Source organism: Bradyrhizobium sp. BRP56 (assembly GCF_020194035.1).
GTDB lineage: Bacteria > Pseudomonadota > Alphaproteobacteria > Rhizobiales > Xanthobacteraceae > Bradyrhizobium > Bradyrhizobium australafricanum.
In genome coordinates, this window is sequence record NZ_JADYVV010000021.1 from 38244 (window position 1) to 61296 (window position 23053).

A 23053-nucleotide genomic window follows, 5' to 3' on the forward strand; every position below is an offset into this window, starting at 1 on the left:
ACGCACAGGCGTTCGAATGAGAATGTTTTCGGCTTCCGACGAATGGCTGCCGGGCGCGATGCCTCTTAGGGCGAGTCATTGCTTTCTTACGGTACGGTTGCAGCTCCGGCCGATTCGGACCTAGCGGCGGTCGCGAACAGCTGACTAGACGCGTAATGAGGTCGTCCGGACGGACGAATGACTTTCCGGGAGGGCGAATCGGGGCGGAGAAGCATTGGCGAAGCGGCACCGCGGTGCGGTCGAAGCGTGCAAAAACGCTGAAGACGGCATATCTTGCACAGTGATTTGGTGCAGGAGACGTCGAATTGAGCAAGGGCAAGCGAGCCGACCACAAGCGCGGGGGCAATGTAAAGAAGGCGCGGGCCCCCGAGCAGGCGCCTGCCCCGGCCGAAACAGCGGTCGCCAAGCCGCCGATCGACGAGAGAACAGGCGCTGCCATTCGCCGGGCCAGGGCCGAACGAGGGCTCACGCTCAGCGATGTTGCTTCGGCGGCGAGCATTTCGGTGCCGATGCTCAGCCGGTTCGAAAATGGCCAGTCGACAGCGAGCCTCGTGCTGCTTGAACGCATCTGTGCGGTTCTCGGGACAGATCTTCCAAGCTTGTTTAGCGAAGTTGAGCAAGCAAGGGGCGAGGCTCAACTGATCAAAGCCTCTGACCAAATGGAGGTGGTCCGCTCAGGGACCAAGCACGGGCACACCTATCGCTTGCTCTCATATCACAAGGGGCCGCAGAAGTTCTTCGAACCCTTCCTCATCAACATGGACAAGGAGAGCGAGAGCTATCCGAGGTTTCAGCACCCCGGCACTGAGTTCATCTACATGCTTAGCGGCCGCATGGAATATCGCTTTGGCGACAAGACCTTTCTCATCGAGCCCGGCGATGCATTCACATTCTCGGGCGAGGTTCTTCATGGTCCGGAAAAGCTGCTGGATGACCGTATCCAGTTCATCACGATCATCATATATGCCGAATGAAGTGATCGGCCGATCAGTTCGGGACACCAACTATGCGGTGACTGTGGGTATGCTCGTAATCAACCTGGTCCTTGAGTGTAGGATCCGGCTTTACTTTAGGCTGTCCAGGATGAACAGCTTCACCGTAAGGGTAGGGCTACCGATCTCCTTGTGATCCGACGAACTGAGAATAATCTCGCGGAACAGGCTGGGCTTGCAGTTTGTATCATGAACTCGTGCGCTGCCCGATCTTCACCTGGATTGAGAGCAGCTTCAGCGAACCAGTGCTTTGCTTCCCAAGGATCGTTCACTGCTGTGAAAGGCGACATTCTAAGCATGCCGCTCGTGAGTATAAATCGGTGCCGCTTTTTTTGAAACGGCGCCGGTTTCTTTGTCTGGTCTAGTGAGAGGCGGCACCTTGCTTGATCGCAGAGGCGAAGCCTTCGACGACCCGAACAAATAGATCGGGATCGCGCAGTGCGTTTTTGAGCTCGTCAGCCCAATCCGGGTTGGACTCGGTCCACTTGCTCAGCGCGGTCGCCTTGACGCCGCGATGCTTGATCAGGAAGTTGGAGATCTTTGCCGGCACCGCGCCCGCGACAAACGCGGCATTCGCCGGTGCGGCGCGCGCCAGAAGAATGAAAGCCCGTGAGAAGCTCGCGAGATCGTCCTCTTCCGCGAGTTTGGCGAGGAGGTCCAGTACTGGACCGGAGGGGGTCGTGTAAGCTGCCGAGCCCTGGGATGCGATCGCCTCGGCAATGCGGTGCAGTGTTTCTGGGGGCATGCTCTTAATTCCTTCGTCAAGGCCGGCGAGCGCTTTGGCTTTTGCCCTGCGATCGGCGGCGAGGGTTCTGATGTCGTTTGCGTCTTGTTCGGTGGGCACCCACACACGGACTTCCTGCCAGCCTTCAGCCAGGCGAACGTCGCGCTGGCGTTTTACTCGCCTGACTACCGTAGGATCGGCCACGAAATATCTCCGTACTGTCGTTACGACACATACATCGTAACGACAGTACGGGCAAGCGGTTCCTTGGAAGAGGAAACCTAAGAACTTTATTATGGGGGCCCAGCCGACTGCTTTATTGAAGTATATACAGATAACCTTTATTATGGTGTCGGAGCCGGTTCTTCTGCGAAAGGTTTCTCTTGAACCGCGATAATCTTACCCACGCCGTTCGGGAACGATTGCAGCGACTTCCGGCGCCCTATGCGGCGCATTACGGCGTGGTTCCGCTGCCCCCGCCTGAGGACGGCGTTGCCGTGGGGGCGGTCTTTGCCCGGCTTAGGGCGGCGGATGCAGCTTTGGTGCGCACCGAGACGCTCGCGGCCGAACTAAAGGACCCGTATCTGATCAGCCGCATCTTGCCACGGCGGGAAGCTGTCAGCAGCTCGGCGATCGAAGGCACCAACAGCACGCTTGACGAATTGCTGTCCGGTGAAGAAAGCGAAGATTCCCAGCAGGGCGAGGCGGTAGTTCAAGTGCGTGACTACGCGCTCGCGCTCGATGACTTCTTGCCGCGGGCCAGACAAGAGAAACTGGAAATCTTCACAAGCGGTTTGGTGCAGGATCTGCATCGCGCCGTCATGCGCGGCGACGCAGAATACAAGGACAAGCCCGGCGATCTTCGCCAGGTTGTGGTCTGGATCGGCGGCAGGGGCGATATTGCTTACTCGACGTACAATCCGACGCCGCCGTCGGACATTGCCGCCTGTCTTGAGGACACGATGAAGTACATGCGCTGCGAGGGCATGCAGGCGATGTACCAGAGCTTCACTGTGCGAATGGCGGTTGCGCATGCACATTTCGAGGCAGTCCACCCGTTTCGTGATGGCAATGGCCGCGTCGGCCGTCTGCTCCTGCCGTTGATGATGGCGGCGGAAGGCATGATGCCGATTTACCTGTCACCGTACATTGAAGCCCACAAGACAGCTTATTATGAATCGCTCAAAGCGGCTCAGCAGCGCCTCGAATGGCATGAAGCGGTCGGATTTATGGCGGACGCGATTGTCGGCACCACGGATGAGCTGCTGAAGACCCGCGACGCTTTGTCTGCACTTGGCGACCTATGGCGGAAGCGGCGCAAATTTCGCCGGGGCTCAGCAAGCCTGCGAGCACTCGATGTTCTGCCGCACTATCCGGTGCTGACCGTCAAGCGTCTAGCCTCGCTTCTCAGCATTACGGTGCCTGCAGCCTCGCAAGCGGTAGAGCAACTGGTCGAGAATAAAATCTTGAACGAGCGTACCGGCTATGCGCGCAACCGCATCTTCGCCGCGCCCGACGCGCTGTCGATCATTAACCGCCCCTTCGGCGAAGAACCCATTCTTCCCGGTACGGACACCTGACGGCCGGCATGTCGGGCTGACAATCGGTGACGCCGTGAGTTGCGGCTTCGCCCCGCCGTCGGTCATGCCGTCGGCTGGACTTCGTGGAGACACAGGCGATTTTCCATAGCACGCGATCCCGCAAATGCATGCAGCGGGCTTTCCTGCGCTCCGTCAAATTGCTGCGCGCTAACGATATCGACGCTGGCCGGCGTCCCCGTCCACCAGGGACAAAGTTGTGGGGCACCCGGGTGGTGTTTCCAGTCGAGCTGGCCGGTCCGGCCTTCGCGCGGAGCATAGGCGGTATGTCCGCATTTCGCGCAGACAAGCCTGCGGTCTCGGCCGACCCCTTCTGCGGGGAGAACACCGCAACGCCCCCATCAGAGTAAGAGGCGGACTGGCTTCGCCGTGACGGGTTTAAGAACGGAGGAGATACCTCCGGCTCCTGTCGTGGAGATGACCCATGACAGCGTCCTGCAGTCGGGAAAGTTCTCGGCCGCATGCGCCATCCAACCCAGCGAGATGTCGAAGAGGTGGGCTTCGTTTTCCGGATGCTGCCGCCGACATCAAAGTGGTTTCCGGCGAACCACACCTGCTGCAGCCAATCCGGATGCTCGAAATATCGCGCAAGGGCTGCCCTGTACATTCAGCGCAAGAGCGGGCCTTTGTCGGCACTTGCTGCACCGGTTGTCGGTATTGAGACTCCAACGCCAGAAACCTGACACTACGCGCCGCTATGGAGTGCCTGCTGGGCCTGCGAAATCACTTCGGCACGCGATTTGCTCTGTTCACGCATCATCACCAATCGCAGTGCGATGGTCTTCGGGACGGACACGGCGCTGGCGCTGGTCAAGCTGGAGCTCAAGGCGGTGTTCGGTTCGATCTCGCGCTTTCCCGCGGTCCGCCTGACCGTGGCGCCCGAAGAACTGAAGTTGAAGGAGATCATCCTGGCGGGTTCGAGAAGTTGCCGGTGCTCTGGTGATGTGGTGGACGCCGCCGGGGATCGCGATCTTCTCCGCAATTTGCCGGCGCGCATGGCGCGCGCCGAACAGCCAGTCAACAGGTAACCAGGATGGACGTGCAAGAAACCACGGCGACATGCGGGGACGCATTCGCTGAACTAGCGTCGCCAGCGTGCATCCACGACCCGTATCCGTTCATGCGCTGGTTGCGCGAGCACGATCCGGTGCATCGCGCGGGGTCGGGCCTCTTTCTGTTGAGCCGCCACGCCGACATCTATTGGGCGCTCAAGGCCACGGGCGATGCGTTTCGGGCTCCGGCGCCGGACGAACTGGCGCGCTATTTCCCGCGTGCGGCGACCAGCCTGTCGCTCAATCTGCTGGGGTCCTCGCTGGCGATGAAGGACCCTCCGACGCATACGCATCTGCGCCGGCTGATCTCGCGCGATTTCACCATGGGCCAGATCGACAACCTGCGGCCGGGCATCGCGCGCATCGTGGCCGCGCGCCTGGATGGCATGGCGCCCGCGCTGGAGCGCGGGGAGGCGGTGGACCTGCATCGGGAATTTGCGCTGGCGTTGCCCATGCTGGTCTTCGCCGAACTGTTTGGCATGCCCCAGGACGACATGTTCGGGCTCGCCGCCGGCATCGGCGCCATTCTGGAAGGCCTGCGCCCGCACGCTAGCGATGCCCAGCTCGCCGCGGCGGACGCGGCCAGTGCCAGAGTGAAGGACTACTTCGGCTGCCTCATACAGCGCAAGCGCACCGATCCCCGGCACGACATCGTGTCGATGCTGGTCGGCGCACATGACGATGATGCCGACACGCTGTCGGATGCCGAGTTGATCAGCATGTTGTGGGGCATGCTGCTGGGCGGCTTCGCCACCACTGCTGCGACCATCGACCATGCGGTCCTGGCGATGCTGGCGTATCCCCAGCAGCGGCACTGGCTGCAGGGAGACGCCGTCGGGGTGAAGGCATTCGTCGAAGAAGTCCTGCGCTGCGACGCGCCCGCGATGTTCAGCTCCATTCCGCGTATTGCTAAGCGCGACATCGAACTGGGCGGCGTAGTGATCCCGAAGAACGCGGACGTGCGCGTGCTCATCGCGTCCGGCAATCGCGACCCAGAGGCCTTCGCCGATCCCGATCGCTTCGATCCCGCGCGGTTCTACGGCACCAGTCCAGGCATGTCGACCGACGGGAAGATCATGCTGAGCTTCGGCCACGGCATTCACTTCTGCCTCGGTGCGCAACTGGCGCGGGTGCAGTTGGCCGAGAGCCTGCCGCGGATCCAGGCCCGCTTCCCCACGCTGGCATTGGCCGAGCATCCGACCCGGGAGCCCTCCGCGTTCCTTCGGACGTTCCGCGCGCTGCCGGTGCGGCTGCATGCGCACGGGAACTGAGATGCGCGTCGTGGTCGACCAGGATCTGTGCGGAACCAGCGGGCAGTGCGTGCTGACGCTGCCGGGCACCTTTCGCCAGCGCGAACCGGACGGCGTGGCCGAAGTGTGCGTGGCGACGGTGCCGCAGGAGCTGCACGCCGCCGTGAGGCTCGCGGCGAGCCAGTGCCCGGTCGCCGCCATTCGGGTCATCGAAAGCGACGCTGGCGATGGCGAGCGCGCCAGCGCCGACCCTGCGCCTTCTCCAGCGGAGGGCCGAGCGCCATGCCGCGAGAGACCAATGCCATCCAGGAGGACACGATGGGACGGTTTGAAGGCAAGGTGGCCGTGGTGACCGGCGCCGGCGCAGGCATAGGCAAGGCATGCGCCCTCGCTATCGCGCGCGAGGGAGGCAGAGTGGTGGTCGCTGACATTGATGGCTCGGCGGCCATCGCCTGCACCGCGCAAATTGCATCCGAAGCGGACCGCGCGCTGGCCTCGGCCACAGACATCGCCGATGCGCACGCGGTGGCAGCGCTGTTCGAAACGGCGGAGCGGCACTTCGGTGGGGTCGACCTGCTGGTCAACAACGCGAGCGCCATGCATCTGACTCCGCGCGACCACGCGATCCTCGACCTGGATCTGGCGGTCTGGGATCAGACATTGGCGACCAATCTGCGCGGCACGTTGCTCTGCTGCCGGCAGGCCATCCCACGGATGATCGCCCGCGGTGGTGGCGCGATCGTCAACATGTCGTCGTGCCAGGGGCTCAGCGGTGACACCGCGCAGACGTCCTACGCCGCGTCGAAGGCGGCGATGAACATGCTGTCCGCCTCGCTCGCCACCCAGTACGGTCATGCGCAGATCCGCTGCAACGCGGTTGCACCGGGTCTCATCATGACCGATCGTCTCCTCGCCAAGCTGGACGAGTGCACGCAACGGCATCTGCGGCGGCACCAGCTCCTGCCGCGCGTCGGCCGCCCCGACGATGTGGCCGCGCTGGTGGCGTTCCTGCTCTCCGACGATGCTGCGTTCGTCACCGGCCAGGTCGTGTGCATCGACGGCGGCATGCTGGCGCATGTGCCGACGTACGCCGACGGTGGCAACAGCCGCGCCGCGCGGCCTTCCGGCGAGACCGCCGAAGCGGACGCGTCGCCGCGCTGCTGATGGACATGCTGCTCAACCCGCTGAACCGTCGGCATCGGCTACGGCACGACATCCCGGTCGTGCCCGGCGCTTTCCCCTTGGTCGGTCATCTTCCCGCCGTCGTCTGCGACCTGCCGCGCCTGCTGCGGCGCGCGGAACGGGCGCTGGGCAACCACTTCTGGCTGGATTTCGGTCCTGCCGGACACCTGATGACCAGTCTGGATCCGGATGCTCTCGCACTGCTCCGGCACAAGGACGTGTCCTCGGCGCTGATCGAAGACATCGCGCCCGAATTGTTTGGCGGAACATTGGTCGCCCAGGATGGCATCGCGCACCGGCAGGCGCGCGATGCGATCCAGGCGGCGCTTTTGCCCAAGGGGCTGACCCAGGCCGGCATCGGCGAGCTGTTCGCGCCGGTCATCCGGGCGCGCGTGCAGAGGTGGCGCGACCGCGGCGACGTAACCATCCTGCGCGAAACCGGCGATCTGATGCTCAAGCTGATCTTCAGTCTCATGGGAATCCCCGCGCAGGACCTGCCGGGATGGCGTCGCAAGTACCGGCAACTGCTGCAGTTGATCGTCGCGCCCCCGGTCGACCTGCCCGGACTGCCCTTGCGGCGCGGCCGCACCGCCCGTGACTGGATCGATGCGCGGTTGCGCGAGTTCGTCCGCGCCGCGCGCGAACATGCCTCGCGCACCGGGTTGATCAACGACATGGTGAGCGCCTTCGATCGCAGCGACGATGCGCTTTCCGATGACGTCCTGGTCGCCAATATCCGCTTGCTGCTGCTTGGTGGTCACGACACCACCGCCTCGACGATGGCCTGGATGGTGATCGAGCTGGCGCGGCAGCCTGGGCTGTGGGACGCCCTGGTCGAGGAGGCGCAACGCGTGGGCACGGTGCCGACCCGGCACGCGGACCTGGCGCAGTGTCCGGTCGCCGAGGCGCTGTTCCGCGAGACGCTGCGCGTGCATCCGGCGACGCCGCTCCTAGTGCGTCGCGCACTGCGTGAATTGCGACTCGGCCAACGGCGCATTCCCGCGGGCACCGATCTGTGCATCCCACTGCTGCATTTCTCGACCTCGGCGCTGCTGCACGAGGCGCCTGATCAGTTTCGGCTGACGCGCTGGCTGCAACGCACCGAGCCGATCCGGCCGGTGGACATGCTGCAGTTCGGTACCGGCCCACACGTCTGCATGGGCTACCACCTGGCATGGCTGGAACTGGTGCAGTTCTGTATCGCCTTGGCGCTGACCATGCACGAGGCCGGGGTGCGGCCGCGGTTGCTGAGCGGCGTCGAAAAAGGCCGGCGCTATTACCCGACCGCACATCCGTCCATGAAAATTCGCATCGGATTCTCATGAGCTGGCATCGCATGCCCCTGTGGCGAGACAGCGGCGCCGGCGACGCGCGGCATTGCTGCACTCGGCGCGCGCGCCCGGTGTGAGGCCGACAACACCCTGGCGGCGCGCCGCTCGCCGTGGCGGTTTCCTGTCAAGGACAAGAACATGAACAACATGCAGACCGGTTCCACGCCACAGGACGACAGAGCTGATGATTCCGCGCCCGGCGGATCGCGCACGCTGGCGCGCGGCGCATCCGGCGCGCTGCTCCCCGAGATCTGGATGCAGGACGGCGCAAAGCGGGTCGAACTGGAGCTGGCGCGTCTTCTCTGCGCCGAACATGACGGTGAGACCGAGCTGATGGCGGCGATGCGCTACGCCACCTTGCATGGCGGGAAGCGCACCCGCGCCTTGCTCTGTCTGGCTGCCGGCGCACTGGCCGACACGCCGGCGGACATGCTCGACGACGTCGCCGCCGCCATCGAGATGATGCACGCCTGTACCCTGGTCCACGACGATCTGCCCGCGATGGACGACGACGTGCTTCGCCGCGGCCTTCCGACCGTGCACGTCAAGTTCGGCGAAGCTACTGCGATCCTGGTCGGCGATGCGCTGCAGGCGCACGCCTTCCTGACCCTGGCGAGCCTGGATGCGCCGCCCGACAACCGTATCGCGCTCGTGCGCGAACTGGCGCAGGCGGTATCCGCCGAGGGTGCCGCAGGCGGGCAGGCCATGGATCTGTCGCTGGTTGGAAAGCACGTCGAGCTGGACAGGATCGTGGCGATGCACCGGATGAAGAGCGGAGCGCTAGTGCGCGCGTCCGTTCGCATGGGCGCGCTATGCGCAGTGGCGGATGATGCCGCGCACGCTGCGCTGTACTGTGCGCTCGATCACTACAGCGCCTGTTTCGGCCTGGCGCTGCAGGTGATCGACGACATTCTCGACGTGACAGCGGATACCGCGGCACTGGGCAAGACCCCCGGCAAGGACGTGGCGGCGCAGAAGCCGACCTGCGCGTCGATCATGGGACTGCAGGCAGCACGCCAGTTCGCGCTGGATCTGTTGCGCGATGCCGGGGAGGCTATCGCGCCGCTGGGGCCGCGTACGGAGCGGTTGGCGCAAATCCTACAGCGGGCCAACGCGTATCTGTTCAAGCACGCGCCGTCCGCATGAGCGCGCCCGTCCGCATGGCGTCGCCCCTGTGGCGTTGCGATCGGCCGGCGGCAGCGGTGCATGCTGCACCGTGTCCCAAGTCCGCGCCGCTGATCGCAGCGGTTGCCCAGCATTGCCGCGGCGCACGTGGCGCGCTGCGCGCAAGCCTATGCGGCCGTCCGGCGCCGCACAGGCGCCGGGCCGCGACGGGCCTGCGGCGACGTGCGCGGTGTCTGCCCGATCTGGTTCCCGTCGATCGTTTGCAGAAGGAACATCCCGCGTGAATGCGCTGTCCGAGCAGATCCTTTCCGAATTGCGCCGCCTGCTGAGCGAGATGAGCGATGGTGGCCGCGTCGGTCCGTCCGTCTACGACACGGCGCGAGCGCTGCGCTTCCACGGCAAGGTCAGCGGTCGGCGGGACGCATACGCGTGGCTCGTCGCGCAGCAACAGGCCGACGGCGGTTGGGGAAGTACGGACTTCTCGCGGTTCCGCCATGCGCCCACGTGGGCGGCGTTGCTGGCATTGCAGCGTGCCGATTCTCTTCCCGGCGTTGCCGACGCAGTCCAGGCTGCAACCCAGTTCCTCCAGCGCCAGCCCGATCCCTACGCGCATGCGGTGCCGGAAGATGCGCCCATCGGCGCGGAGCTGATCCTGCCGCAGCTTTGCGGCGAGGCTGCATCCTTGCTGGGCGACGTGGCGTTTCCGCGCCATCCGGCGCTGTTGCCGTTGCGGCAAGCGCGCCTGGTCAAGCTGGGGACTGTGGCAACGTTGCCGAGCGGCCATCCGTTGCTGCACTCTTGGGAAGCCTGGGGGACGTCGCCGACCACCGCATTCCCAGACGGCGACGGCAGCATCGGCATCAGTCCGGCGGCCACAGCCGCATGGCGTGCGCACGCCGTGACACAGACGAGCACGCCGCAGCTCGGGCGTGCCGATGCGTATCTGCAGATGGCATCGCGGGCGACGCGCAGCGGCATTGAAGGTGTCATTCCCAACGTCTGGCCGATCAATGTGTTCGAGCCATGCTGGTCGTTGTACACCCTGCATCTGGCCGGGCTGTTCGCGCATCCCGCGCTCGCCGAGGCGGTGCGCGTGATCGTCGCGCAGCTCGATGCCCGCCTGGGCGTGCGCGGTCTGGGCCCGGCCTTGCACTTTGCGGCCGATGCGGACGACACCGCCGTTGCGTTGTGCGTCCTGCGCCTTGCAGGCCGCGACCCGGCGGTCGATGCGTTGCGCCAATTCGAAATCGGCGAGCTTTTCGTCACCTTCCCCGGCGAGCGCAATGCCTCGGTGTCGACCAACATCCATGCCCTGCATGCGTTGCGACTGTTGGGAAAGCCCGCCGCGGGCATCAGCGCCTACATCGAGGCCAATCGCAACCCGAACGGTCTGTGGGACAACGAAAAATGGCACGTTTCGTGGCTGTATCCCACCGCGCATGCGGTCGCTGCGCTGGCGCAAGGCAAGGCGCAGTGGCGCGATGAGCGCGCGCTGGCGGCGCTGCTGCTGGCGCAGCGCGACGATGGCGGCTGGGGCGCGGGTCGCGCGTCAACGTTCGAGGAAACCGCCTATGCGCTGTTCGCGCTGCACGTGATGGACGGGAGCCAAGAGCCGACAGGGCGCCGGCGCATCGCGCAGGCAGTGGCGCGTGCGCTGGAGTGGATGCTCGCCCGCCATGCGGCGCACGCGTTGCCGCAGACGCCGCTGTGGATCGGCAAGGAACTGTATTGCCCCACTCGGGTCGTGCGCGTCGCTGAACTCGCCGGGTTGTGGCTGGCGCTTCGTTGGGGACGGCGCATCCCAGCCGAGGAAGCAGGAGCGACGCCATGATCCAGACCGAACGCGCGCTGCAGCAGGTGCTGGAGTGGGGGCGTTCCCTGACCGGGTTCGCCGACGAGCATGCCGTGGAAGCGGTCAGGGGTGGCCAGTACATCCTGCAGAGCATCCACCTGAGCCTGCGCGACACCAGCGCCCGCACCGGCCGCGATCCGCGGGACGAAACGCTGATCGTGGCATTCTATCGCGAACTGGCGCTGCTGTTCTGGCTCGACGATTGCAACGATCTTGGCCTGATCGCGCCGGAGCAGCTCGCCGCGGTAGAGCAGGCGCTGGGGCAGGGCGTGCCGTGCGCGCTTCCCGGATTCGAAGGCTGCGCTGTGCTGCGCGCTTCGCTGGCCGCGCTCGCCTACGATCGTCGCGACTATGCTCAGCTTCTCGACGATACCCGGTGCTACTGCGCGGCGCTGCGCGCCGGATACGCGCAAGCGGCGGGAGCGGAACGCTGGTCTTACACCGAGTACTTGCACAACGGCATCGATTCGATCGCCTACGCGAACGTGCTCTGTTGCCTGTCGTTGCTGTGGGGGCTGGACATGGCGACCTTGCGCGCGCGTCCGGCGTTTCGCCAGGTCCTGCGGCTCATTTCCGCGATAGGGCGCCTGCAGAACGACCTGCATGGACGCGACAAGGACAGGTCGGCCGGCGAGGCCTACAACGCGGCGATTCTCCTGTTGCAGCGCTATCCGGCTATGCCTGTGGTGGAGTTCCTCAACGACGAGCTGGCCGGCCTTACGCGCATGCTGGACCGGGTGATGGCGAAAGAACGCTTTCCCGCGCCCTGGGGAGCGTTGATCGAGGCCATGGCGGCCATCCGCGCGCAGTACTACCAGACCTCGACCAGCCGCTACCGCGGCGACGCTGCGGGGGGAGCCTAGCGTGCGCTGGCTTCGTCAACGGCGAGATCAGGCGGCGGACCGAAGTGGTCGGCATCTTTCCCGATGAAGACGCCATCACCCGTCCGGTCGGCGCAATCCTGTTCGAGCAGAATGTCGGGTGGGGCGTCCAGCGTGGACGCTACATGACACTGGGAACCATCGCCCCGTTGGGCGATGATCCCGCCGTCAGCCTTCCGGCTATCGCCACTGACCGATCCGGCCCATGCCGGTGACCCGCACTCAGCTACACCACGCCACGGGGCACGATCATACAAGAAGGCTCAAGAACGCCCACAGAACCGTTCTTCGGGAGGTTCCTTATCGATTTCCGGCCATGGGGGCAGCCTGCGTGTCCGCTGCAGGAAGTCGGCGGCTCCACGTCAGGTTCTCGACAGATATCGCACATAGAGCAGGGTTTCCAGAGGCGATCATAGCTGGCGATCGCTGCAAGAAGACTGAAGCGCGCGGTCGGAGTGCTTCGACGCGGCATTTTGGGGCGTTCACGATAGTTTTCTGCTGGGTTCGATGCTGCCGAGTCGATTCCGTGGCAAATCACAACCGACCTCAGGCTTCAAATTGGCCTATCGTCCGAAAGTGAGAACGAATGAAGTTCGAATCCACCAACTGGGTGCGTCAACAATCGGGCACCGCGGGCCCGCAAGAGAGCTCACCGGCTCCGTCCACAGATGCGGCGGCCTTTGAGCAGCAGCTGAGCGAGATCGCTGTCCCGTCCGCTCCTGTGCTCATGCAGGTCCGCGCCCATCAAGCGGAGGCATCGCGATCTGAGGCGAATGCCGCAAAGGATGAGGCGGTGCCGGGCGCGGCAGCGCTCCAGACCGTTCAGTCAAATTGGGTCTTGGTAGGTCGCAGCAAGGATCCGCTTTATGCTAAGGATGCTCGCCTTATTTCCGGTCTTAAGCAGGCGCTCCTTGGAGCCGCCGAGAGCACCGCCACGAGCTACGTCGGTTATCTGCTCAGCTTGAGCCGCTGGCTCTTTGCAAAGGACAAGCCGGGCATTGCTGATCGGCTTCATGACGAGTCGATGGACAAGGATGTCGAGGAGTTCATAACCAAAGGTGGGACGGCGAACGTGCGTTGGGCACTAGCTCATCTGCGGACCTCTCAATTGACGGAGGGAGGCGTACCGATCGCAGGCCGCCCTGACCTCACTCCTTATCCCAAGGACGGACTTCTCATCAAAGAATACAGACAGCAAGCAGTGGCGGCCGGAACTTCAAGTACCGCCAAAACCTATGCATCCATTCTCACGGATTTCAGCCACTACCTTCGTGCAAACAACAAGCCTGGCATTGCTGCTCGGCTTCAGGACGAGAAATGGAACGAGGACGAACCGCTCGATGAAGAGATCAAGCGCTACAAGGACGCTGGGGGTAGCAAAAGTATCGGCGCGGCACTTGATCATCTGCGTAATGGAGCGAGAAAACTCAACGGTCCGCCTTTTCATCCCGAAGACGAGCCCTTGATTTCCGGACTTCAAGAAGCACTCGTTAAGGCGGGGTACGAGGAGATCACCGTTAAGACGAATTATGTTCGTCCTCTTCGCAGATTCAGCCAGTGGCTCTTTGCAAAAAACGAGCCGGGAGTGGCTGCTCGGCTTAACGACGAATCGCTCAACAGCGACGCTGCGATCTTCGATCAAAGTCGGAGGCACCTCGTTCTTACGGCACTAGATCGTCTCCGCGCCTCTCAGTCGCCGGGCGGAGTCGCGTCAATCACTGCCCGGGCAGGGAGCATTGAAGCCGCGGCTAAGCAGGGCGGGTCGCAGCCCGCCTTCAGTTGGCCAGCGGCACTCGCTGAGGGGGATGATCGAGATTTATTCTTTGGGACGGTCGACGAAGCCGCTGCATCGTCGTGTCTTCAGCCACCGCGGCATGGCTCGGCATTGAATCCTACAGAGTCCCCTGATCCCGTGAACTGGCGCCACCAGGACGACGAGCTGACGGATGAACGTTACCGCACCATCCTCATGCCAGGCGAGCAGATTCCCATCATGCGGTCGAGTGGGCACCCATCTCCGCCGCCTCCGCACGGTCAAGGCGGTGGAACGATGCTGAATGCCTCGGCGCTACCGCCCGGCCACGCAAAATTGGTTTTCGCAGGTAGCAGCCTAGATCCTGTTTACTGCGAAGATGCCTCTCTTATTGAGGGGCTGAGGCCGGCACTCATCAAAGCTGGGGCCTCCGAGAGCACGATCGGTCGCAATCTACGTGGTCTTCTCAGCTTGGGGCATTGGCTCGTGAAGAACGACAAGCTGGGCATTGCTTCCCGGCTTTACGACAGCTCGCTGGACAAGGATGCCCAGGAGTTTGCCGAGAAGGAGGAGCAGGCCATTGCTACCCCACTGGATCATCTTCGAGCCTCCCAATCGCCGGGCGGCATCACGCCGTTTGCAAGCCGGGTTGAGCGGAATCCCTATCCCCAGGATGCGGATCTCATCAAAAGCTACAAGGAAGAAGCACCTCCAAGCACCGCCAACACCGCCAGGAGCTATGCAACTCTTCTTATCGATTTCAGTGATTACCTCCGTGAAAACGATAAGCCCAGCATTGCTGCCCGGCTTGGCCACGACTCGCTGGATGAAGATGTCAGTCGGTATAAGGAGGCGGACCCCCATGGCCGCAGAAAAGCCGGAGCCGCACTGGCTCATCTCCTGAGGTCGCCGGCGGGTGCTCGAGCGATCGAACTCCTGCGTCATATTCGCCTCCTTCCTGATCTCGAAGACGCGGTTCGCGCCGAGACGAAGCCGACCCTCACCGCGACTGCGCAGCACAGCGGGTCGAACGAAGCTGTCAGCTGGCCGGAGACTCTGCCTGCGAACCAGCAGGATCTGCTTTTGGAGACGATGGATGGACCCGGCTCCTCGCCGCCTCCGCAGGGCGACGCGGTTGAGCGGCAGCTGATGCAGACCTCATCCCATCAACTAGCGACGTCACCATCGCAGAGGCAAGCTCCGGTCTCGTCGCCGGACGAACTGATCGGCGAGCAGCTTCCGGCCGAAGACGCGGAGCTCTTGGCGAGGTTTCGTGTAGACGCCGAGGGGCGCAAGCTCACCCCAGGGGCCATCAACAACAGTGTTTCCGGGCTTGGGACTTTTGTCCGCTGGGTCAACGCAAGTCATAGGGGCCCTGTAGCTTCTCGGCTGCGAGACGGTTCATCGCTCGATGAGGAATTAGCGAAGTACAGGAGCTTGGGCCGTGACCCCCAGAACCGCATTAGATCGGCTCTGGATCATCTCCGGCGGCTGCTGCGTGGGGGTGAAGACGTGGACGCACCCGAACCCCGCGTCCTCGGTGCCCCCCGTCGCCTAGTTCCTCATCCAGAAGATGCGCCCCTCATCGAGGGCGCGCTGAGCCAAGCTCTGGAAGATCTTAAAACTCCGACTGCGAAGCTGAGGCAGTCTGCGCAACAGCGGGCGAGGCGTCTTCGTGCGCTGAGTGCGTGGCTGAGAGGGAATGGCAAAGGGAGCATCATCGGGCGGCTAAACGGCTCCAGCAGGGAGCAGGTATCCCTCGACAATGACGTGGTAGCATTCCAACGGACTGGAGGCAGAGTACACGGTCCCGATTTGTCGCATCTTCGCAGCTATTTGACACTCATCGAGGCGAACCGAGAGCTGGGGCTGCCAGGCCCTGAGCAGCCGAGCTCGCCGGCCGTGCAGGGCGATCGGTTTTCCGGCTCTTCGCAGGATCTTCCCTCAACGCCGGCCAGCCTAAGCGCTGGAGCTTGGGTTTGGTTGAGTGAAAAGCTGCAAGAACCAGGATCACCATCCTGGCCCGCGTCAAATGCTAAGGGCAGGCTTGAGCCATTTGTTGATCTGAATGCGCCACCGCCGTCCGAGTTGCGCGAAGATGCTCATTTTGCGCCAGCCGATCCTGCCAGGGTTCGCTCAGACACCTACGCTGGTCTTGAGCCATTTGCTGATCTGAATGCGCCAACGCCCTCCGAGTTGCGCGACGATGCTCACTTTGCGCCAGCCGATCCTGCCAGGGTTCGCTCAGACACCTACGCTGGTCTTGAGCCATTTGTTGATCTGAATGCGCCAACGCCGTCCGAGTTGCGGGACGATGCTCACTTTGCGGCAGCCGATCCTGCCAGGGTTCGCTCAGACACCTACGCTGGTCTTGAGCCATTTGTTGATCTGAATGCGCCAACGCCGTCCGAGTTGCGCGACGATGCTCACTTTGCGCCAGCCGATCCTGCCAGGGTTCGTTCAGACACCTACGCTGGTCTTGAGCCATTTGTTGATCTGAATGCGCCACCGCCGTCCGAGTTGCGCGACGATGCTCACCTTGCGCCAGCCGATCCTGCCAGGGTTCGCTCAGACACCTACGCTGGTTCTGTATCATTTGTTGGTCGGGATGCGCCCAGACCGCAGGTGATTGATCTAAATCCGCCCACGCTGCCGGAGCTGCGTGATGATGCTCGTTCTGCGCCTTTCCCGCGCACATCCGCCGGTGCTCAAATCGGGGCTATGGATCCGACAGCCTCCTCCTACGGCCGCAGTGGACTAGAGCTCGGTGCCAAGGAATGGCTGGGCGATAAGCATATCCACAGGGATTACGAGCTCCTGGCGGAGGAGTTGCGGCGGGGCCGTCCGGAACTCGCCGCCCAGATGCAGTTCGTAGACCCCCTGACAGCTCACTATCAACTGCGCTTCGGCGCCGAGCCCGACATGCGCCGCGCGTTGAAGCGCATCGGCTACGATCCAAATGGTAATGGTCCCGACTTCCTGTTCCTGCCAGTGAACGACGCTATGGATCCTAATCGCCCCGGCACGCATTGGTCACTGCTGCTCCTTGATTGCCACACGCAAGGAGAGCCGGTTGCCTATCACTACGACTCTGTCCGGGGACACAACCACGAGGCGGCAGCGCAGCTCGCACGACGGCTGCGTGCCCGCCTGGAGTCACCCAGCATGGCCCAGCAGCGGAACAGCTATGATTGCGGCGTCTTTGTGGTGGACGGCACGCGGGCGCTGGTTCGACGATTGGCCCAAGGAGAGCGGCCAGCGCACGAGCCGCTGCACCTTGACAACCTCGTCGCCAATCGGCGGTCCCTCCAGATTCGACTGGCTCATCCCGGCTTGGGCTAATGGAGCTGGCTGGAGTGGCTCTCCCGGACACTACACCGGGGGGCTCGCCCAAGCGAGCCGCCTGTTTGGCCGCGGAAGCCGAAGCCCAGGGGGCCTTGCTGATCGAGAAGCTCAAACTCACGATCAAGAAGCTCCGCCACGAGCAGTTCGGACAGTCCTCCGAGCGACGCGCATTGCTGGAGCAGCTCGAGCTGAAGCTCGCCAACGTGGAGGAGACCGCGGCGCAAGCTAAAGCATTCGCCGATCATGTTACAGCGTATCCTGCGGCGATGAAGTAGTTGCGACATTCGGTTGCTGTGAAGCGATCAATGATGCCACCAATCGCGCTCCAGAGGCCTTCGACGGTTCGTTTTGCGGCTTGACGCAAGAGCGCTTTGAGCTTGGCGAAGGAATTCTCGATCGGATTGAAGTCAGGCGTACGCATCGGCGAGGGCCCTGGTCAGGTCGCTTTGGGCGGATCGCCGATTGCGATTAGGCGGCGTGAGCGATGCTCTGAGGGCGCCAGTTCAAAGGCAGGAGTTCGCGGATACGCCTGGAGGGGATGATCTGGCAGGCGGGCCAGTAGGGAATCGAACCTTTGACGGCGGTCTGAGGCCTCTATCAAGGTCCATGTCCCAGTGCGGAACTCACAGCCCCTTGATCGCGCTTGCGACACGCGCCACATCGGTGCGCTTCAAGCCGGCGACGTTGATGCGGCCTGATGTCGGCATGTAAATGCCGTGCTTTTCCCTTAGTTTCAGCACCTCGGTCTGAGAGAGGGGCAGAATGGAAAACATGCCCTCTTGCGAGCCGATGGCGACGGCATTCGACCATCTTCCTCCCAATGCGTCGGCGAAAGATTTGCGCAACGCGAGGAGGCGATGACGCATCGATTCCAACTCTTCACGCCAGTCCCGGCATAGTTCGGGGGAGTTGAGGATGGTCTTCACGATTGCGGCGCCGTGATCGGGCGGCATTGAGTAGCTGGCGCGGGCGATAGCAACAAGATTGGACCGAGCAATCTCTGAAGCTGATTGCAAAGACGCGACCGCAAACACCGCGCCCGTACGCTCGCGATACAGTCCAAATGATTTCGAGCAGGACACCGTGATAAGCGCCTCTGGAACGGCAGAAATTATCGAACGAAGCGCGGCGACGTCTTCGTCGAGCCCGGCACCGAAACCCTGATAGGCAAGATCAATCAACGGCGTAAGTCCGCGCTCAGCGATCATCGCGGTGATCCGACGCCAGTCGTCCGCCGTCAGCACAGCGCCGCTCGGGTTGTGACAACAAGCATGGAGCAAAACTGCGTCGCCGGGCTCGGCCTGTTGTAGTGCATTCATCATGCTGTCAACTAGAATGGTCTGCGAGGCAACATCAAAGAATGGATAAGTCTCGACCGGGAGACCGGCACCCGAGAAAATTCCTGCATGATTCGGCCAACTCGGTTGACCTAGCCAGATCTTACCCGTTCCGGTCCCGCGAATCAGATCGGCAGCGAGCCGCAAAGCACCCGAGCCACCGGGTGTCTGCACACCAGAGGCGTGGATGGTTGGCGTATGCCCGCCAACCAACGACCACAAAAGATCAAGGAATGTTTGATCACCCTCCGGCGCCACGTACGCCTTAGTGTTCTGGGTCTCGCAAATCAGATGCTCCGCAGCCTTTACGGCACGAAAGATCGGCGAATGGCCGGCCTCGTCGCGATAGACGCCGACCCCAAGGTCGATCTTGTCTGGTCGGGGATCTGCGTCAAAGAGCCCAATCAGCGCAAGCAGGGGATCGTTGGCTCTACGGCTTAGTGTTTCAAACATTGTCGGCTTTCTTGATCGAGCGGAAACCGGCCGCATTTGACCGGATGGTTGGCTGCGTTCAGAAGTCAGAGAGTCGCGGCGCAAAGTCACGCGTCGTAGTCGCGCAAGTACTCCTTGGCGCGACGTCCGTTTTGCAGGACGAAGTTTTCGAGTTCTGGCCGCCCAGCGCCCGCACGACGACGGCCCGGCTCGCGACGGGCGGGGTCGCGATGGCCCATAACGCATCCGTTCGGGTTCAAGGTGTTGCCAGATCGAATCGCTGCCGAAATCGGAAGCTTCCGCAGCTCGAGATGGCTCTGCCCGCGATGGCGCGGGTGCGATCTCCTGCCAAATCCGATCCTGGTCGTAATCGGGGGCTTCGGCCAGCGCCTGCAATGCGCTCGGCTCATGCTCAAAGCCCGCTCAATCGGAGAACCGTGGTGCGTCGGGCCGTGGGCTCGTGTTCGCTGGGTCCATTGGGTTGAAATCCATGCTGTCTATCCTCTCAAATGACGGAGCCGCTCGAGCCCTCGTTCGACGAAGGTCGTTCGTGTTGCGACCTGCGGAGAACTATTTCAAAGGCTCGCGTTGAGCGCCGGCCTCCGAGCTACGGCCAAAATGGTGCCAAGCACGCTTCCGGTCGAGCATCGAGTACCCCGAAAGGTGCGCGTCCACTGCGTTCACTGGGCGGCATCGCCGTCTAGGCATCCGCGCTTTCATGGTGTGGCGCGCTCAGCTTTCCAGAAGCTGACGGGCAGACGGATTTAGCCGATAGGAGTAGACTGGTTTTCGTCGTTAACTGCGCAGTGCCACGGGTGAGTACGCTGGGGAACTCTTGCCACCAGCACCGGGTCACCGGAGGCGTCCGGCCCCCGGTTTCCAGAACGTGGCGTACGGATTTCCCGTACCGACGCTCTTCGACAGTTGGGTCACAGCACTGCAAGCGCCTGCAGCTCCCCACAAAGGAGGCGTAGGCTTTCCGCCACTGGCATGCACGGTGCCAGTATCAGTACGTTGCACTCGATCGATTGCAAGAATCGATTTGTTGCACACTTCAATCCCTGATCGCCGCGTAACTAGCCACGGCATCTTAGAAGAAGTGCCGTTCGCGTTTTAGATTTCATTTCGCGGAGGTTGCGCCTCCTCGTAATCACCGAACTTGCGATAGCCCAGAGTGCCCTCCAAAAGCAAAGCCGGGGTGTCAAACGCCATCCGGAACTGCTCCCTCATATTGCCTCAGATGAGAATGTTACCGAAGCGCACCCTGATGTCTTCTGGATCGCGTGCCGCAAATCGGAGCAAGTCGCTCGCGAAGCGCGGCCTCCAGAGCGCCGGAGCGAGCGGCTTGCGGTGATTCCGCGAAAGAACCTGTCGGGATTAGATAGCAAGAGACGAAGTTGGACCGATAGTTTGATCTCTGTGCTGCTGATGAGCTGTCGAGCGGCCTTTGATCGCCAGTTCTTCACCAATCGCTGCACCGTACGCCGCTGATGGCGGCCGAACCGACCGGGCGCATGCGCTTGCAGGCGGGAGAGAAGATCGACCGCGGACAAGTGCGGAGCGCCGGCGAGCCATTCCTCGATGATGGGAATGTAGGGGGCGAGCATCGATGGCCGACGTGGCACAGGTTTGCGCCGCACGTAGCGGCGCCGATGAGTACTTCGCTGCTCACCCTGTTTCCAACCATCGCCGAGCTCGCGGGCAAAGCTCGCCAAGTCAGCTTTGCACCGGCGCGACAGCCATCGTTAGCTTTCCAGTCCGCTGATCACGCTTACCAGCTCATTTTGAGCGCCCCGCGTCTGTGCCAGCAATGCCGCCGGATCGGGCGTGCGGTAAATCTCCCGCAGCCGACGTTTGAGTGCCTCATCGAGCGCGGGTAAACCAATGCTCCTCTATGGGAGTAGATCGGTTGGTGTTGAATGACGTCACCTCCTCAAGACCTCTTCAAAGATAATATCAAAGACCTTCTTGAATTGCTCTTGCCCGGTGGCTTGCTCGTCATACTAAATGTGAGGTGCGGGTACTTCTTTCATCTTCACATCATCCGCTCGAAAAGATCGGCCGCGAGACGTCGGAAGATGCTAGATATGCACGAAATACCTCGCGCGAACGCGACTTGTATGATGGGTATCAGATCCTGCAGCATCGGCTCAAGCAAATACGGTACAGATCGTACGTAGATACATCTGGCTCAACGGGATCGAGTCTTCTCTGAGAAGTTCCAACGATACGCCTGCGCTATCAAGATCAACCTTAGAGCAGTCGATTCCGTGTATATTTACTTCTTGCAGGCTAAGTGGACTTCGCAGTGCCGTTGCCCTTGGTGCTGCTGCCTTGGCGGCGGCCCTGTTGTGCTCTCTGCACGGCAGGGCCGCTCGCCTAGGTGCTAGCTGCGCCCTTGATGTTGAGGTCAAGCTGCTGATCAACGGCGCGCGGCGCACTCAATAGCTTCCCGATGCCCAAGTTCTGTGGTCTTCACTTTTGAGAAGTAAGCCTAGGCTGGTCGCCATCCTCTTGGCCACGATGGCGCATTCGCGTTTCACCTCGATCAAAGGGCAGTTGCAGAATCGCGCTCTATCTTATTTGCCCGACTTCTGGCGCGAAGCCATCATCACAGTACGGACACACGTCTCCGAGCCGCGACTTTCCGCATTCTTCGCAAAAAACTGTTCCGCGGTTCGGACATTTATGAATAGCATCGTCAGAGCCGCTATTCCCGCAACGGGGACATCTTGAAAAATAGTGCGTTACCAGCCTTTCCACCATGGCCTACGCGATCTCGACCCGATTGATCCTGCACGAATTGAGGTGTGACCTATGCGCGCTGACACAATGGCAACATTGAGGGCTTCGTACTCACTAGCACGGTACGCGACGAACGAACTATCTCGCTTCTTACCCGAGTGGGCTCTCCCGGCTTCAAATCGGCACGTTTCGTACAAAGCGCCATGCTGTTCCGTTCGATTGAACGCGCTTGATGGATACTCTTGCAACCACAATGATCGACATCGCTGGCGCTAAAGCTGCATGGGAGACTTTTCAGTGCGGCAACCGCTACTCGATCTGACTGTCGATGACATTGAGCCATCGGGTGCGGCTACTTGACGCCGATGCTGAGGGGGGCAGATTGGCGGGAAGTTGCGCGCGTTGTTCGCCGAGAGCCTCACGGCGGCGTGCAGCGCCTGCGGGACCGTCGCCACGCACCGCTTCGGCCACGTCGTCCGGTTCGCGCTGGCGAAATTCTTCGGGATCAGCACGCCGCCCAATTCGATGTCGCGCTGGGCGATACGCGGAATGAAGCTGAACATCGCGGGCGCGTCGCACGGCTTTTTTGCCGCTGTCGCGCCCGGACGGACTCAAAGAAAACGGCCCCGGCGGGGCAAGCCAGGGCCGTCAACTTGGAAGGTGCGTCAGCCAAGTGGGGTCAAGGAAGACGCGAAAACAATTGTAGCGATCAACCGACCTTATGTTCAACTATATCAAGGTTTAGAGCCGGCGCGGAGCCGTAAGCCTCCTGTGCCAGCCGGCCTGCCGTCCTTCCTCAGGCGGCGTGATGGAGAGCCCTGTCGACGTGCTTCTTGACTTGCCCGCGCATGTCTGTCGCAAGCCTCTGGCCGAGCTCCCACAATTCCTTGTTCTGGTCGAAGGCCTTGCGGGCTCGCTCGGTGGACAAGGTCAAGACCTCGGACGCCGACCCGCTGCCAAGCAGATGGGCGAGCAAATCGAACGCGAAGGCGGTATTGGCGTGAGAGATTTCGAGCACCTTGAGCCCGTAATCGGTCGCGACGCCCGCGTTGCGCGAGTACGTTTCGCTCAACGCCTCGGTCATCTGTTCAGAGGCTGTGCGCGCGCGAGCAAAGCTCTCCACAGTTAGATCGCCAACCACTCCGGGCAATGCGATCTTCGGTAAACCCAACAACGGCATTCCGAAGATGTTCGTGCCGTTCATCGTGACTTTCATTTCACTTTCACTCAAGGCGCAGTCCCCTTCTCGCGCGAAAGCATTCCTCGCAACGCTTGCATGCGTCACGACAGCGCTGACGCTCCGTGTTCGATTCTGAGTTTCGGGTGAGCTTCGATCCCGCCCCGACACTACTCTGCGGGACGAAGGCGCGACTGTCGGTTCGGTTTGCGACTCTCGCGGACAATTTTTTGAAATTGTCAAATCAAGCCAACGTATATTTATGGAGAGTGTTGTG

At 62.3% G+C, this 23053-nt stretch carries 12 protein-coding genes and 5 pseudogenes; 13 read left to right on the forward strand and 4 right to left on the reverse strand.

Going from position 1 to position 23053, the window contains the following annotated elements; all coding sequences use genetic code 11:
* Positions 1 to 305: 305 nt before the first annotated feature.
* Positions 306 to 974: a helix-turn-helix domain-containing protein gene (locus tag I6F38_RS16850; protein ID WP_212061516.1), complete on the forward strand. Its 669-nt coding sequence runs from the start codon at positions 306 to 308 to the stop codon at positions 972 to 974.
* Between the two features lie 379 nt (positions 975 to 1353).
* Here the strand turns inward: I6F38_RS16850 and I6F38_RS16855 are convergent, their stop codons facing one another.
* Positions 1354 to 1920: a hypothetical protein gene (locus I6F38_RS16855; RefSeq protein ID WP_225161128.1), complete on the reverse strand. Its 567-nt coding sequence runs from the start codon at positions 1918 to 1920 to the stop codon at positions 1354 to 1356.
* Positions 1921 to 2099: 179 nt separating this feature from the next.
* On the opposite strand from I6F38_RS16855, the gene I6F38_RS16860 reads away from it, so the two are divergent.
* From I6F38_RS16860 to I6F38_RS16920, 12 genes and pseudogenes are all read left to right on the forward strand, one after another.
* The gene (locus I6F38_RS16860; protein ID WP_225161129.1) at positions 2100 to 3296 is read left to right on the forward strand and encodes a Fic/DOC family N-terminal domain-containing protein; all 1197 of its coding nucleotides are present in this window, start codon (positions 2100 to 2102) and stop codon (positions 3294 to 3296) included.
* A gap of 821 nt (positions 3297 to 4117) precedes the next feature.
* Positions 4118 to 4257, forward strand: a pseudogene (locus I6F38_RS16870) (cytochrome); the annotation flags it as partial.
* A 90-nt stretch (positions 4258 to 4347) separates the two neighbouring features.
* Positions 4348 to 5637, forward strand: a complete 1290-nt coding sequence (locus I6F38_RS16875) for a cytochrome P450 (RefSeq protein WP_225161131.1) — start codon at positions 4348 to 4350, stop codon at positions 5635 to 5637.
* 1 nt (position 5638) lies between these two features.
* A pseudogene (locus tag I6F38_RS16880) lies at positions 5639 to 5948 on the forward strand (ferredoxin).
* Positions 5935 to 6780 (forward strand): SDR family oxidoreductase, encoded by an 846-nt coding sequence (locus tag I6F38_RS16885; protein ID WP_225161174.1) that lies wholly within the window; start codon positions 5935 to 5937, stop codon positions 6778 to 6780. The pseudogene I6F38_RS16880 and the gene I6F38_RS16885 overlap by 14 nt, the downstream one beginning before the upstream one ends.
* The gene (locus I6F38_RS16890; protein ID WP_225161132.1) at positions 6780 to 8123 is read left to right on the forward strand and encodes a cytochrome P450; all 1344 of its coding nucleotides are present in this window, start codon (positions 6780 to 6782) and stop codon (positions 8121 to 8123) included. The genes I6F38_RS16885 and I6F38_RS16890 overlap by 1 nt, the downstream gene beginning before the upstream one ends.
* Before the next feature lie 153 nt (positions 8124 to 8276).
* Positions 8277 to 9275: a polyprenyl synthetase family protein gene (locus I6F38_RS16895; RefSeq protein ID WP_225161175.1), complete on the forward strand. Its 999-nt coding sequence runs from the start codon at positions 8277 to 8279 to the stop codon at positions 9273 to 9275.
* 259 nt (positions 9276 to 9534) lie between these two features.
* Positions 9535 to 11085, forward strand: coding sequence for a hypothetical protein (locus I6F38_RS16900; protein ID WP_225161133.1), 1551 nt, complete (start codon positions 9535 to 9537; stop codon positions 11083 to 11085).
* Positions 11082 to 11969 carry a hypothetical protein gene (locus tag I6F38_RS16905; protein WP_225161134.1) on the forward strand — a complete coding sequence of 296 codons (888 nt, stop codon included), beginning with the start codon at positions 11082 to 11084 and terminating at the stop codon, positions 11967 to 11969. Before I6F38_RS16900 ends, I6F38_RS16905 begins: the two co-directional genes overlap by 4 nt.
* Before the next feature lie 14 nt (positions 11970 to 11983).
* Positions 11984 to 12202, forward strand: a pseudogene (locus I6F38_RS16910) (transposase); the annotation flags it as partial.
* A gap of 371 nt (positions 12203 to 12573) precedes the next feature.
* Positions 12574 to 17082: a Ulp1 family isopeptidase gene (locus I6F38_RS16915; protein WP_225161135.1), complete on the forward strand. Its 4509-nt coding sequence runs from the start codon at positions 12574 to 12576 to the stop codon at positions 17080 to 17082.
* Positions 17083 to 17180: 98 nt separating this feature from the next.
* Positions 17181 to 17309, forward strand: a pseudogene (locus I6F38_RS16920) (hypothetical protein); the annotation flags it as partial.
* Positions 17310 to 17326: 17 nt separating this feature from the next.
* On the opposite strand, the pseudogene I6F38_RS16925 reads toward I6F38_RS16920, so the two are convergent.
* The 3 genes and pseudogenes from I6F38_RS16925 to I6F38_RS16940 all read right to left on the reverse strand — a co-directional run.
* Positions 17327 to 17500, reverse strand: a pseudogene (locus I6F38_RS16925) (IS630 family transposase); the annotation flags it as partial.
* A gap of 208 nt (positions 17501 to 17708) precedes the next feature.
* Positions 17709 to 18875: an amino acid aminotransferase gene (locus I6F38_RS16930; protein ID WP_225161136.1), complete on the reverse strand. Its 1167-nt coding sequence runs from the start codon at positions 18873 to 18875 to the stop codon at positions 17709 to 17711.
* Between the two features lie 3520 nt (positions 18876 to 22395).
* Positions 22396 to 22815, reverse strand: coding sequence for a phasin family protein (locus I6F38_RS16940; RefSeq protein ID WP_225161137.1), 420 nt, complete (start codon positions 22813 to 22815; stop codon positions 22396 to 22398).
* Positions 22816 to 23053 lie beyond the last annotated feature (238 nt).

What these genes read in the sequence shown, in the direction of transcription:
- I6F38_RS16915 (WP_225161135.1), top strand. Translation starts at nt 12,574, where the DNA reads ATGAAGTTCGAATCCACCAACTGGGTGCGTCAACAATCGGGCACCGCG.
- I6F38_RS16905 (WP_225161134.1), top strand. Translation starts at nt 11,082, where the DNA reads ATGATCCAGACCGAACGCGCGCTGCAGCAGGTGCTGGAGTGGGGGCGT.
- I6F38_RS16930 (WP_225161136.1), bottom strand. Translation starts at nt 18,875, where the DNA reads ATGTTTGAAACACTAAGCCGTAGAGCCAACGATCCCCTGCTTGCGCTG.
- I6F38_RS16940 (WP_225161137.1), bottom strand. Translation starts at nt 22,815, where the DNA reads ATGAAAGTCACGATGAACGGCACGAACATCTTCGGAATGCCGTTGTTG.
- I6F38_RS16895 (WP_225161175.1), top strand. Translation starts at nt 8,277, where the DNA reads ATGCAGACCGGTTCCACGCCACAGGACGACAGAGCTGATGATTCCGCG.
- I6F38_RS16885 (WP_225161174.1), top strand. Translation starts at nt 5,935, where the DNA reads ATGGGACGGTTTGAAGGCAAGGTGGCCGTGGTGACCGGCGCCGGCGCA.
- I6F38_RS16875 (WP_225161131.1), top strand. Translation starts at nt 4,348, where the DNA reads ATGGACGTGCAAGAAACCACGGCGACATGCGGGGACGCATTCGCTGAA.
- I6F38_RS16890 (WP_225161132.1), top strand. Translation starts at nt 6,780, where the DNA reads ATGGACATGCTGCTCAACCCGCTGAACCGTCGGCATCGGCTACGGCAC.